Annotated in this window: 10 protein-coding genes and 2 pseudogenes; 4 read left to right on the top strand and 8 right to left on the bottom strand. The window is 69.3% G+C overall.

Annotation, left to right across the window (positions count from 1 at the left end):
• Window positions 1–122 precede the first annotated feature (122 nt).
• Both AC07DW_RS31600 and AC07DW_RS31595 read right to left on the bottom strand, forming a co-directional pair.
• Window positions 123–554: pseudogene (locus AC07DW_RS31600) on the bottom strand (response regulator); the annotation flags it as partial.
• Window positions 551–1,390 carry a sensor histidine kinase gene (locus AC07DW_RS31595; RefSeq protein WP_478861092.1) on the bottom strand — a complete coding sequence of 280 codons (840 nt, stop codon included), beginning with the start codon at window positions 1,388–1,390 and terminating at the stop codon, window positions 551–553. The pseudogene AC07DW_RS31600 and the gene AC07DW_RS31595, both read right to left, overlap by 4 nt.
• A gap of 168 nt (window positions 1,391–1,558) precedes the next feature.
• Between AC07DW_RS31595 and AC07DW_RS31590 the strand changes: the two genes are divergently transcribed.
• Both AC07DW_RS31590 and AC07DW_RS31585 read left to right on the top strand, forming a co-directional pair.
• Window positions 1,559–2,239 (top strand): ABC transporter ATP-binding protein, encoded by a 681-nt coding sequence (locus tag AC07DW_RS31590; protein WP_478861091.1) that lies wholly within the window; start codon window positions 1,559–1,561, stop codon window positions 2,237–2,239.
• The gene (locus tag AC07DW_RS31585) at window positions 2,236–4,545 is read left to right on the top strand and encodes an FtsX-like permease family protein (protein WP_478861090.1); all 2,310 of its coding nucleotides are present in this window, start codon (window positions 2,236–2,238) and stop codon (window positions 4,543–4,545) included. The genes AC07DW_RS31590 and AC07DW_RS31585 overlap by 4 nt, the downstream gene beginning before the upstream one ends.
• An 80-nt stretch (window positions 4,546–4,625) precedes the next feature.
• Here the strand turns inward: AC07DW_RS31585 and AC07DW_RS31580 are convergent, their stop codons facing one another.
• Together AC07DW_RS31580 and AC07DW_RS31575 are read right to left on the bottom strand one after the other, a co-directional pair.
• Complete coding sequence (locus tag AC07DW_RS31580; protein WP_478861089.1) at window positions 4,626–5,195, bottom strand: hypothetical protein; 570 nt, start codon at window positions 5,193–5,195, stop codon at window positions 4,626–4,628.
• A gap of 199 nt (window positions 5,196–5,394) precedes the next feature.
• Window positions 5,395–5,867, bottom strand: a pseudogene (locus AC07DW_RS31575) (NUDIX hydrolase).
• A 683-nt stretch (window positions 5,868–6,550) separates the two neighbouring features.
• On the opposite strand from AC07DW_RS31575, the gene AC07DW_RS31570 reads away from it, so the two are divergent.
• On the top strand, window positions 6,551–7,972 hold the full coding sequence (locus AC07DW_RS31570) for a hypothetical protein (protein ID WP_478861088.1): 1,422 nt from the start codon (window positions 6,551–6,553) through the stop codon (window positions 7,970–7,972).
• Between the two features lie 41 nt (window positions 7,973–8,013).
• Here AC07DW_RS31570 and AC07DW_RS31565 read toward each other — a convergent pair whose 3' ends face one another.
• The 3 genes from AC07DW_RS31565 to AC07DW_RS31555 form a co-directional block, all read right to left on the bottom strand.
• Window positions 8,014–8,922: a transposase family protein gene (locus tag AC07DW_RS31565; RefSeq protein WP_478861087.1), complete on the bottom strand. Its 909-nt coding sequence runs from the start codon at window positions 8,920–8,922 to the stop codon at window positions 8,014–8,016.
• On the bottom strand, window positions 8,919–9,449 hold the full coding sequence (locus AC07DW_RS31560) for a hypothetical protein (protein WP_478861086.1): 531 nt from the start codon (window positions 9,447–9,449) through the stop codon (window positions 8,919–8,921). The genes AC07DW_RS31565 and AC07DW_RS31560 overlap by 4 nt, the downstream gene beginning before the upstream one ends.
• Before the next feature lie 73 nt (window positions 9,450–9,522).
• Window positions 9,523–10,008: a WapI family immunity protein gene (locus AC07DW_RS31555; RefSeq protein WP_478861085.1), complete on the bottom strand. Its 486-nt coding sequence runs from the start codon at window positions 10,006–10,008 to the stop codon at window positions 9,523–9,525.
• 709 nt (window positions 10,009–10,717) lie between these two features.
• On the opposite strand from AC07DW_RS31555, the gene AC07DW_RS31550 reads away from it, so the two are divergent.
• Entirely contained in the window at window positions 10,718–11,335 is a 618-nt protein-coding gene (locus AC07DW_RS31550; RefSeq protein WP_478861084.1) for a hypothetical protein, read from the top strand.
• 386 nt (window positions 11,336–11,721) lie between these two features.
• Here AC07DW_RS31550 and AC07DW_RS31545 read toward each other — a convergent pair.
• Window positions 11,722–11,979 (bottom strand): carbohydrate binding domain-containing protein (locus tag AC07DW_RS31545; RefSeq protein WP_478861083.1); only part of this gene is annotated, 258 nt, incomplete at its 5' end.

The following is an 11,979-nucleotide window of genomic DNA, read 5'->3' as shown; positions in this document are numbered from 1 at the left end:
GATCAACAAGCCCACCGACTTCCACCACGACGACCAAACGATCCCGGCACAGCGATAGAACACATCACCTGCCTTGATCACGTTGACAGGTTCCGGCCCGAACCTATTCTGGAGGCGCCGGGGGCGAAGCGCTCCACCAGCCGGCGGGTGATCGAGGGTGCGAGCAGGGCGTCACCGGTGTCGACCAGGCGTACGGCTGCGGCCAGATGCGCGGGGGTGACGTCCTTGAGCAGGAATCCGCTGGCTCCGGCAGCGAGGGCAGCGTAGACGTAGTGGTCAAGGTCGAAGGTGGTCAGCATGATCACCCGGCAGCCCGGGGCCTGCGCGAGTATCCGGCGGGCGGCTTCCAGGCCGTCCATGGCGGGCATCCGGATGTCCATCAGTACGACGTCGGGCCGCAGCCTCCGCACGGTGGCCACGGCCTCGGCTCCGTCGCCAGCTTCGCCCACCACGTCGATGCCGCGGGCGGTCAGGATCAGGCGGAAGCCGGTGCGGACCAGCTCCTGGTCGTCGGCGATCACGACGCGAGGGGCGGATTCGGTGTGCGTCGTCATGGCCGGCCCAGCGGGATCCGGGCGCGGACGCGGTAGCCGCCGCCGAGGCGGCGGCGGGCGTCCAGGTCGCCGCCGTAGACGGCGACCCGCTCCCGCAGGCCGAGCAGCCCGCGTCCCGTTCCGTCCGCCTGGCCCGGGACCGGCTCTCTCCGCGCGGGCCGGCTGTCCGACAGGATGCTCGGTCCGCTGTTCAGCACCTCGACTCGCAGGTAGTGGTCCGCGTATCGCACCGTCACCTCGGCTTTCGCCCCGTCCCCGTGTTTGAGGGCATTGGTCAGAGCCTCCTGGATGATCCGGTAGGCGGTGACATCGATCCCGGTCGGCAGCGGGCGCGGCTCACCCGAGATCCGCATCTCCACGGGCAGGCCGGCAAAGGCGAACCGGTCGATCAGCGGGCTGAGTCGGCTCAAGCTCGGCTGCGGTGACAGGTTCACACCGTAGGGCTCGTCCTCGCCGTTCTGCGCAGGTGCCAGCAGGCCAAGCAGGTGCCGCAGCTCGGTCATCGTGTTCCGCCCGGCGGTCTCGACGGCGCTCAAGGCCGCCGCAGCCTCGTCCGGCATCGTTGCCAGCACCTCGCGGGCGGCCCCGGCCTGGACCACCATGAGGCTCACGTTGTGGCTGACGATGTCGTGGAGCTCGGTGGCGATCCTGGCCCGCTCGGCGTCGACCGCGGTCCGCGTCGCGCTCTCGCGCTCCCGCTCCAGCAGCCAGCCGCGCTCCTCGATGGCCGCCTGGTACAGCCGCCGCGCCCGGACCACCGCCACGCATAGACATCCGGCGGCGCCAACTGCCGCCGCCAGGGCGATGACCAGCCAGATCGTCCCGGATCCCCACACCGGATTATCTTCGCAGCTGCATGACGCGCCCCGCATCAGCCCCCGGATGCAGCTCCATACATCCCTGGGATGACCTGCCCGGACGGATACATCCCGGGGGCGACGCCCCGTCCGCGGACTCCGTCCTAGGTTCGAGCCATGACAACTGATCACGACAGTGCCCGGCACGTGGTGGTGCGGCTGGACGGCGTGCACAAGGAGTACGGCGACGCGAAGGCCCTGGACGGCCTGTCGCTGGAGATCAGGGCAGGGGACGCGGTTGCCGTGATGGGCCCCTCCGGCTGCGGCAAGTCCACCTTGCTCAACATGGTGGCCGGCCTGGACCGGCCGACCTCGGGCACAGTCGAGGTGCATAGTCATGACCTCGGGAAACTGAACGAGACCGGCTTGGCGCTGTTCCGGCGGCGGAACGTCGGCATGATCTTCCAGTTCTTCAACCTCATCGATGATCTGCCCGTGCTGGACAATGTGGCGCTGGCCGCGCAGCTGACCGGCACCCCGGCCCGGCAGGCGCGCCGCCGTGCCCTGGAGCTCCTGGACGAACTCTGTGTCGCCGAGCGCCGGAACAACTATCCGGCGACGCTCAGCGGCGGCGAGCGCCAACGGGTCGCCGTCGCACGGGCGTTGATGAACCGCCCGGCACTGCTGCTTGCCGACGAGCCGACCGGCGCCCTCGACAGCCGGTCGGGCGAGCAGGTGATGGATCTGCTGATCGACCTCAACCAGATCGGCCAGACCCTGTTGATCGTCACCCACGACCCGCAGCTGGCCACCCGCTGCGCCAGCCGGCTGATCGAAGTCGCCGACGGCCGGGTCACCCGCGAAAGCATGCTGGAGGCGACCGCGTGAGCGCCGTATGGAGAGCCTCGCGCGCGGCCGTGAAGCGCCGCCGGCTCCAGACCTTCGTCATCGGGCTCGTCGTGCTCTGCTCCACCACGACCGTCCTGCTCGCGCTGGCGCTGCTGAGCGCCGCCTCGGGCCCCTTCGACAAGGCCTACGCCGCACAGCGCGGTGCCCATACGGTGGCGGCCTTCGACACCACGAAGGTCTCGCAGGAGCAGTTGGCGCGGACCGCCCGGCAGCCCGGGGTGGAGGCCGCAGCCGGACCGTTCGGGCAGGCCGTCGTCGACATCCCCAAGGACTGGCTCTGGATGGCGGGCGGCACCCTCACCGTGGTGGGCCGGGCCGATCCAGCAGGCCCCGTGGACCGGATCGAACTTCTTGACGGCCACTGGGCCACCGCACCCGGCGAGATCGTCGTCAACTGGTCCGCCCAGGGCTCCCCCGGCACCGCGCTCCTCGGCACCAAGCTGGAGACCCCCGGCGGAACGACGCTGACCGTCGTCGGATTCGCCACCAGCATGAGCAAGTCGGCGAGCGCCTGGGTCTCGCCCGAGCAGATGGCCGCACTGCACCCGACCTGCGCCCAAATGCTGTACCGCTTCACGGACTCCTCCACGGAGGACCAGCTGAGTGCCTCGCTGACACGGGCCACCACGGGACTGCCCAAGGAGTCACTGACCGGCGCACAGACCTACCTCACCCTCAAGCATGCCTTCTCCGCGCTGGCCGACTCCTACCTCCCGTTCATGACGCTCTTCGGCATTCTCGGCCTGCTCGTCTCCACCCTGATCGTCGGCAACGTGGTCAGCGGGGCGGTCGTCTCGGGATACCGGCACATCGGGGTGCTCAAGGCCCTGGGCTTCACCCCGAACCAGGTCGTCGCCGTCTACCTGACGATGCTCTCCGTGCCGGCGGTGGTGGGCTGCGTGCTGGGAACGCTGGCCGGCAACGCGCTTGCCGGGCCGATCCTGAAGGTCGCGTTCACCGGCATCGACGTGGGCCGGGCCTCGGTCGGCGACATCACCCCGTGGGTGTCCGTGGTCTGCCTCGTGGGCATGCCCGCCCTCGTCCTGCTGGCCGCGCTGGTCCCCGCCCTGCGCGCCCACCGGCTGCCCGCCGCACGGGCGATCAGCGCGGGCGGCACACCGCGGACCGGGCGCGGGCTGCGCGTCCAGCGGATGCTCGGCGCCACCCGGCTGCCGCGCCCGGTCAGTCTGGGCCTCGGCCAGCCGTTCGCCCGCCCCAGCCGCACCCTGCTGACCATGGCGGCCATCGTCCTCGGGGTCACCACGGTGACCCTGTCGACCGGACTGACCAGCACCATGGTGGCGTACGGCAAGGTCGGGCGGGAGGACGGAGGCGCCAGGGTCCACGTGACGACCGGGGGGTCGGGCGACGACCGGACCCCGCCCCGGCTCAGTGACCTGCAGATCGAGAAACGGCTGCGGTCTCTGCCGGGTGCGGAGGGGGTACGGGCCCGCGCGCTGTCCCAGGTGAACATGACCGGGCAGACCCAGCCCGTCTTCGCCGACTTCTACCGCGGCGACGATTCCTTGTACGACCACACCATCGTCAAGGGCCGGGCGCCCGCCGCGGCGGGCGAGATCGTGGCCGGGCCGGCCTTCCTGACCCAGCGCGGCCTGAAGATCGGTGACCGAGTCACGCTGGAGCTGAACGGCAGGGAGATCACCGCGACCGTCGTGGGTCAGCTCATTGAGGGCAACGGCCGGGCCCTGGAGGCCACTTGGCAGACCCTTACCCCACTCGCACCGGACGCCCACGCCACCGAGTACACGGTACGGCTCGCCCCCGGCGCCGACACGCGCGCCTACACCGAGGCGGTCGAGGCAATCGACCCGGGCCTGCGCACGTCGGTGCCGGACTCGGGGAACGCCGGCACCACCACCGTCGTCACCTTCTCTACGGTGTTCACGGTGCTGCTGACCCTCGTCGCATCGCTCGGTGTCTTCAACACCGTCCTGCTGAACACCCGCGAACGGCGCCGGGACCTGGGCATGCTCAAGTCGATCGGGATGACCCCCCGGCAGGTGGTGGTGATGACGGTGACCTCGGTCGCCGGGCTGGGCGCGGTCGGCGGGCTGCTCGGCATCCCGCTCGGGATCATGGCGCACCGCCTCGTCGTGGACAACATCGGGGTGGTCGACTTCCCCGAATACATGAAGGACGTGTGGCACGTGCCGCAGCTAGCCGCGATGCTCATGGCGGGAGTGGCGATCGCCGTCCTCGGCGCCCTGGTCCCTGCCAGGTCGGCGGCCCGGATGACCATCGCCTCGGTGCTGCACACCGAGTAGATCACCTGTCCGCATGGTGCAGAGAAGGACAAGGACGCTGCCGGCGGCCGGGGCGACCAGACCGCGCTCGGTCATCATCATCATCGTGATCGCCACCCATGCCCAAGCGGCTCGCGGCCGTCCCGCCGCAGCACCGTGCCGCGCCGTTTCGGCTTCGTCGTACGACCAGCGCGGTTCTTCTTCACCGCTTCACAGGCGGCGAGGAGGGCCTGGCGGGCGAGGTCGACCTCGGCTTCCTCACCGGGCAGGTGGACCTGCGGGACCATGCCCGTCAGATGACGGCGGCCCTCCATCACCTCGGCCTCGATCTGCGGGCGTCTGGCCAGCACGTAGTCACAGACCGTGGAGTAGGACACGAGGTCGAAGCCGCGCTCCTGGGCGAGACGCTGATGGATCCGGCGGGCGGTGTGCTTCTGCTTGCGCGGCGCGGTCGCGTCTTCCCGCAGCATGTCGTCGATCCACGGCTTGGCCGGGTCCAGAACTGTGGCCCTCGGGGCCGGCTTCTTCCTCGGCGGCGGAACCGCAGACAGCAAAGCTTGTCTCACCATCCGGCGGTGGACCCCGTACTTCTCCGCCAGAGCCCGCTGCGACAGTTCCGGATCAAGACGCTTGTCCCTCCGGATCGCAGCGAACAGCTCCGCCCGCGACAAACCCATCCCGGCCTCCCGACACGACCGTGATCAAGCAACACGGCCTCCGACATGACCGTGATCGACGCACAAACCCTGCCGTCGCCGGGCGGACGGACCAGTGCATTCACTCCAAAGAGGGCACGTCGCGGAACTGCCGACCGATCCACCGGCGAACGGCGCCGCCTGCGGGGCAGCCCACTCGGATGTTGATGGAGCCTCAGTGCTGGATCAGGCCGCGGACCGGGACGGCAGCGACGTGGCCGGTCGCCGGAAGCGTCTGAGCCAGGGCGAGGCCGATGTCGACCAGCGATGACCGGCGCAGGCAAGCGACATCGGGAATCGGAGTCCAGACCGACTCAGCGACTTCGCCGTTCGGCTCCGGCCGCAGCTGGCCTCCGGTGATACGAACCTGGTAGAAGACGCCGACATTCTGATGCTCGGGTCCGCCGGGGATGGCACGTTCGGCCGCGGGGATCACCCGGAGTCCACACCCAACAGGCGCTCGACCACCGCGTCGCAGCCGGTCTCCTCCGCGACCTCCCGGATCACCGCGTCGAACGGATCCTCCGCATGCTCGACCCTGCCACCCGGAAGGGTCCAGTTGCTCTCGCCCTTCGGCGGCACGTGACGGGCGAGCAGTACCCGCCCACCCTCGATGCACACGGCGTACGCCGCCAGCCGGAAACTCATTCCCCCGCACCTCCCACCGGACCCTATCCCGACGTCCAAGATCCATGCAGTGCCACGAACACAGAGTGGAGCCAGATCAACTTCTTACACCTGGAGCCACTTCAGTTCCGTGCGGTGGAGCCCAAAGAAGTGCTTACAGACACCGGGCAGGCCTGGCGAGGACCGGGCTGTTGATGGAGGCGCTGGTGCCGAGCGTGCTGGAGCAAAAGGTCGCCACCCGGGAGGCGCTCACGGCCTGGCGCAGGCTGCTGCTGCGCTGCGGCGAGAGCGCACCAGGCCCGGCACCGGACGGCATGCTTGTCCCACCCGTGCCGGCGACTTGGGCGAGGGTGCCGTCCTGGGAGTGGCACCGCGCTGGAGTCGACGACACAAACGCCCCTGCGCCTCCACGGTCCTGCGGGCCTGCCGCTACGCACCCCGCCTGGAGGAAGCCGCCGCGGAGGTCCTGCAACGCTCCAACGGCGCCCCCGACGCCCTCACCCTCGGCGTGCACCGCCCGGCAACATCGGCTACGCCCTCACCGGCCGCCGAGGCCTCGGCGACACCGACATGCTCCAGCTCCTGGCCCCTACGCCGGGCAGCGCCACCGGGCGGCGGCCCTCGGCGATCACGGGCCATATTTCCTGCGCCCTACGCGAACCCCGCCCCTACGATCACCTGGTACGACTCCTGGAGGGGTGGGAATGCTTGAGGACATCGAGAACGGGACAGCGGCAGCGACGCGGCTCGCGGGAGGTACGCCGCTTCACAGCACGCTTGATGTCGCCGACCCCGCTGACTGGCTCGCGCTGGACGCAGGAGTGCGTGAGGTGGCCTGGCACCGCCCGGAGTTCCTGTCGGCGTGGGAGCACTCCACCCCGCTGCCCGCCGACCTGACTCAGCTCGGTGAGTCTCGGCTCGCACTCGCCCTCTGCCACCGCGACGGGAGGATCCGTCAGAAGGCGGTGCGCCAGTCGGTCCGATACCCCGGTCTGCTGCCGTTGGTCGTGATCCGCTGCGCCGATTGGGTCGGCCCAGTGCGCGAGCACGCCCGGCAGTTGCTGCGCGAGGCCCTGACCGTGGATTCTGCCCTCGACCTCGCGCCGCTCATCCTCCGCGTCGGCCGCCGCGACAGAGGTGCCTTCGGCGTCGATGTGCTCAGCCAGATCCTGCGTCAGGCATCCCACGGGCAGTTCGCTGTTCTCTTCGCTGACCCCGACCGCATCGTCCGGCGCTTCGCGTACCGGCTGGCCATCGAGGGCCGACTGCTCCGTCCCGCTGAGCTGGCCCGCGCGGCCGCCGAGGACCCGGACAGCGTGGTCCAGGACCTGTGTGCCACAGCGGCGCTCACGGCTCTGGGGGATGAGGATGCCTACGAGGGTGTGCTGCCTCCACTGCTGTCCGCGCGCAATCCGCGTGTCCGTTCGGCCGGCGTCACCGCGCTGAGAGGGGCGGGGCGGTCAGAGCAGGCGGAGCCGTTTCTCAGCGACCGTTCCGCGCTCGTGCGTGCTTGTGCCCGGTATGTCGTACGACAGCAGGGGGGTGACCCGGCGGCCTGGTACCGGGAGCGGTGCACGGCACCGGACGATCCCAAGTTGCCGCCCGGTGCGGTCATCGGGCTGGCCGAGTGCGGGAACCGCGCAGACGCCGGGCTGCTGCGGCCGCTGCTCGTGCACCCGGCGCCCGGGGTGCGGGCGCGGGCGGTGGCAGGGCTGCGGGCGCTGGACTGCGCGGATGCGAAGCAGTTGCGGCCGCTCCTCGACGACCCTGCCGCCGGGGTCGTCCGCGAGACCGCCACCGCCCTGCTGCCCTCGGCCAAGGAACTGCCCGCCGACTGGCTTCTGGAGCGCACCAGTACCGATCGACCGCGGCACATCCGCGTCGGCGCATTCCGGCTACTCGACGCACGCGGCGGCACCGTGGCGCTACGGGCGGCAGTCGGTCTGCTCGAGGACCCGGATATGAAACTGCGCACCTGGGCGGGGCAATCAGTGCAGCGCTGGCATCCGTCGCCGGACGGGCAGCGCGGCGACGCAGAGGTGGGTGAACTGCTCGACCGAAGCCGACACCTCTTCAGCAACCACATGCTGCGCCGACGCAAGTGGGAAGCCGGGGTGGACAGCTGAGACTGCACCGCAGTGAGCTGCCGCCAACCTGAATTCCCAGGTCAAAGGGCTGGTGTGGTCGGTCCTCGGGGTGCTCGTGCTGGTCGTGGGCGGAAGCCCACGGAGAAGATCATCTGCCAGCCGTTGATTTCGAGGTTCATCAGGACGAGCAGGGCGCGCAGGATGCGGGTGGCGCGGGCGGGGTTGGTGCGGAGTGTGGTGAGGATCCGCCAGTTCTTGAGGTGGGCGAAGCCGTGCTCGACCGGTGCCCGTCCGACGACGAGGACGCGGTTGGCCTCCTTCTCGCCTCGAGTGAGCTTGTGGGTACGGGTGGCGATGTAGCCGGTGACGATCACGGGGTCGCGGATGTCGTTGTCCAGCCCGCGGAAGCCGAGGGCGGCCAACGCTCCGAGCCCGGCCGCGCGCAGGTGGGCCAGGATGTGGTCGTGGCGGGCGGCGGTGTTGTCGTGGGTGCGGCCGGGCCGGGCGGCGGATATCCAGATCAGGCGCCCGTTCTCGTCGATCAGGGCAAGGAAATGCAGGCCATGGCTGCGGTGCTTGCCTGAGTAGTTCCGCCGGTCGGCCTTGCCGGTGCGGCGCTGGGTGCGGATGAGGGTGCCGTCGATCAGGACCACCTCCCCACCTTGCCCGGCGCCCGTCTTCAAGGCGCGGTCCAGGCGCGGCGCCTGGGCGGCGAGCAGCCCGATCAGCTCGCCGCGCCAGCGGCGGACGGTGGACTCAGACACATTGTTTCCGCCGGCCATGTCGGCCAGGCGCTGGTCGTGACGCAGCACGGCCAGCACGATCACCGCTATCTTCCCCGGCGGCAGGATGCGCCACCTGGAGCGAATCGCCTTCAGGTGGCGCCGCAGCAGGTCGGCGAGGTGGTTGACGGTGCTCGTGGACAGCGGCAGACGGCACTGGTAGACAAGCGGGCAGGTGCCCTCGGCGCGCTCTTCGGTATTCGTCACGCAATTCCAACGGCCGCCGGGGGCAACCCGGTTACGCCCGTGCCGGGCCGCTCCGAGTGGCGGTGTTGCTGGTCACAGGCGGTGGTGAACCGGCCGTCGGGCAGTTTGCGGAGCCAGCCGCGGTCGACGAGCCTCACCAGCTTGCTGCGCAGCGGTTCCAGCTTGGACCGCACGCTGATGTCCACTCCCACCACCTCGCCGACCTCGCGGGCCGTGATCGGTCCGGCGGCCTGCCGCACGGCGGCGATGATGCGCTGGTAGTCCCACGGCAGCGCGTCCTCCTCCACTCCCGGTTCGTGGTGCGGGATCAGCATCACCGCCCGTCCGGCCACTTGTCCCGGCATCGGCCGGGCTGAGGAACGTTCCTCGGCGAGCTGCCCGGTCATCCGTTCAAGGACGCGTTCGGCGACTGCAAGTTCGTCCCGCTCGGCTCGCACTTCCGTCAGCTGTTTGGCCAGCTGCTCTTCGAGTTCGCCCAGTTCCGCGCGCCGCGCGGTGATCCGTTCCAGCAGTTCGGGATCCAGCATGCACCGGATCGTAAAGGGGCAACCGACCCCGGCAGGTAGGAATCGGTTGTCCGGGGAGTGCCAGGCGGCTGGATCAGCGGGGCGGGAGGGAAGCCAGAGAGCGGTCCCACTCGTCAGCCGCGTGCAGCAGCGCTGCCACGTCCAAGCTGACCTCCACGACGTACTGGTAGATGTCAGCCCTCTCATCGCCCTGTTGCCAAGGAGGTGCCGCCTCAAGAGACAGATGGACGCGGATCACCGCGGTCCCGCCCTCGATTTGATGGGCGAGGCTGAAAGCCATGATCGGCTCGATGAACCACGTGTCCGGCGACAGCTCGCCTTCGGCATCAGGTTCGGTGACGTACACCGTCCCTGCGGCCACCGCGCGCAGCCACGCGGACACCTGGCGGGCCTCATCGGTGAGCAGACACGGATCGGCGAAGGACCACTTTCCCTCAGGAGTCGCCACCGTGCCCTCAATGACCAGCCAGTTGTCGTCGTACGAGTCGCCCCGAACGGTGGCGAACTGATAGCGCACTGGGCGGAGGTCGACGCTGCTGGCGGGATCGTTCAGGAGCACTGGGCCAGGATGTCATGCGCTGGCCAACAGCGGACTGCGCCCCCAGCCCAGGTGCACTGGCCAGCCAGAGCGCCGCCCCTGACTCCGTTTCGGAGTCAGTCCCGACCTCTGTCAGACGATCTTCTCGATGGGCTCCCGCCCACGACCAGCACGAGCACCCTGAGGACCGACCACACCAGTCCTTTGACCTGCGAATTCATTTTGGCGGCAGCTCAGTCCAGCGCGCACTCCTGGCGCACCACCGCACCATCGCGGTGCGTTCCACCGCACCGCACGGGGCGCGCGCCACGGCCGGGCGGGCTCCTCTATCACACACCCCTTGACCGCGACCTGATCGCAAGCCGAAACCGGCGATGTCAAGGAGAAACGTCGCGGTAGCAGAGCTGGACAAGGGGGTGTAGTGGAGCCGACAAGGGGGTCGATGCGCGCCCGGCCTCACCCGGACAAGGGGTTGGTCGGCGGCGGGCGTACCGGTGCGGTGCGGTGCATCGGGTGCGGCGCACCGGCGCGCGAGGGTGCCGGGCGTCGTCCGGAGTGGTGCGGTGCCGGACGCGGTGGCGCACCATCTCGGTGCGCACCACGGTGGAGTCCATCGTCGTCCGGCGCACCGGAGTGGGCTCCACTGAGTTGCCGCCAACTTGAAGTGCCAGGTCAAAGGGCTGGTGTGATTGGTCCTCCGGGTACTCGTGCTGGTCGTGGGCGTGAGTCCATGGAGAAGATCATTCGTCAGCACGGTTGGGTCGAAGAGAAACACGATGCAGCGACGTCGGCGGATGTGCGAGCCTTCCTTTCGCAGATACCGACCGAGAAGACTCTGATGACCCGCGAAGACGCCCTCAAGCAGCTCAGCCACATCGCGCGCGAGCGGGCATTCGGTAGGCACGTCGGGTCCGACCGGCTCATCCAGGCAGGGCTTGACGCACTCATGGCCCAGGTCGAGAGCCCCTCCCTCGCAATGTTGGCCGGCCTCCTCCGCAGCGAGGAACCCGAAGCCCCAGAGCTCTTCGACCAGGTGCTGGAGGAGCTGGGACTGCTCTTCATCCCGCCCGCTGATCCTCGGGCCGCAAGGTGGGCGATGGCTCACTGGATCGCCGGTCAGATAGCCGACGGAACCCTGGGCCCCGCCACCGGCACCCACCTCATCTGGGCGGACATCGCCTGCGGCCTCGGCTACCCCGAAGAGCTGCAATCCCTCGTCTCGTGCCATTTCAACGCGGACGGATGGGAGGAGAGCTGGGGCGTCTCCGTCGAGGAGCTCAACAGGGAAGCAGTCGAGGCGGCGAAACAGTTCTTGATCAAGCGGCCGGCAGCAGAGGCCGGGAGCTGACCGCCGGTTCTTGCCCGCGGTGGCTGGGCGGTCTTCTACGATCCGGTGCATGTTGGATCCCGAACTGCTGGAACGGATCACCGCACGGTGTCGCTCTTCAAGTGCTTGTTGAGGCGGTGGGGGTGCGGCCAAGCCGTGGGAACGAGTGCCGCAGCCAGCAGCCCGAGGAATCCTGAATCTGTTCCACATGATCTTTTTCGACTTCTTGGCTCTTTTTCCTGCGGGCTACCGCGAGATCCTCTTGCCGGTACGTCCAGCTTGGCCCTGTGGCGGGAGCAGCGAGCCCTCCCGCACTTCCGGTTAGGGCCGCACGGGAGGGCTCGGCTCGCCGCCGGCTAGCCGGTCAGCCTACGACAGCGAGCTACCTAGGCGTTGCGCTGATCCGTTTAGCCAACGGTGGTGAGGGAGACGTTGTCGAGGGTGACGGCGGTCTTGGCGGGGTTGCCACCGATTTCGAAGTTAAGCGATCCGGTGGTGGTGTCGATGGTGGACGTGAAGGTGTAGGTGTAGCGCTTGAGGCCGGTGCCGAGGTCGACGACCTGGTCGAGGGTGGAGGTGTAGGGCTCCTCGCCGAGCTGGACGATGGCCCGGATCTGTGCGGCGGCCGACGCCTGGGCATCGAACGTCAGGGTGTAGGTGCCGCC

The organism is Streptomyces sp. NPDC045701 (assembly GCF_056432045.1).
Note: the sequence above shows the minus strand (reverse complement) of the source record. Positions and strands in the feature narration are given on the sequence as shown.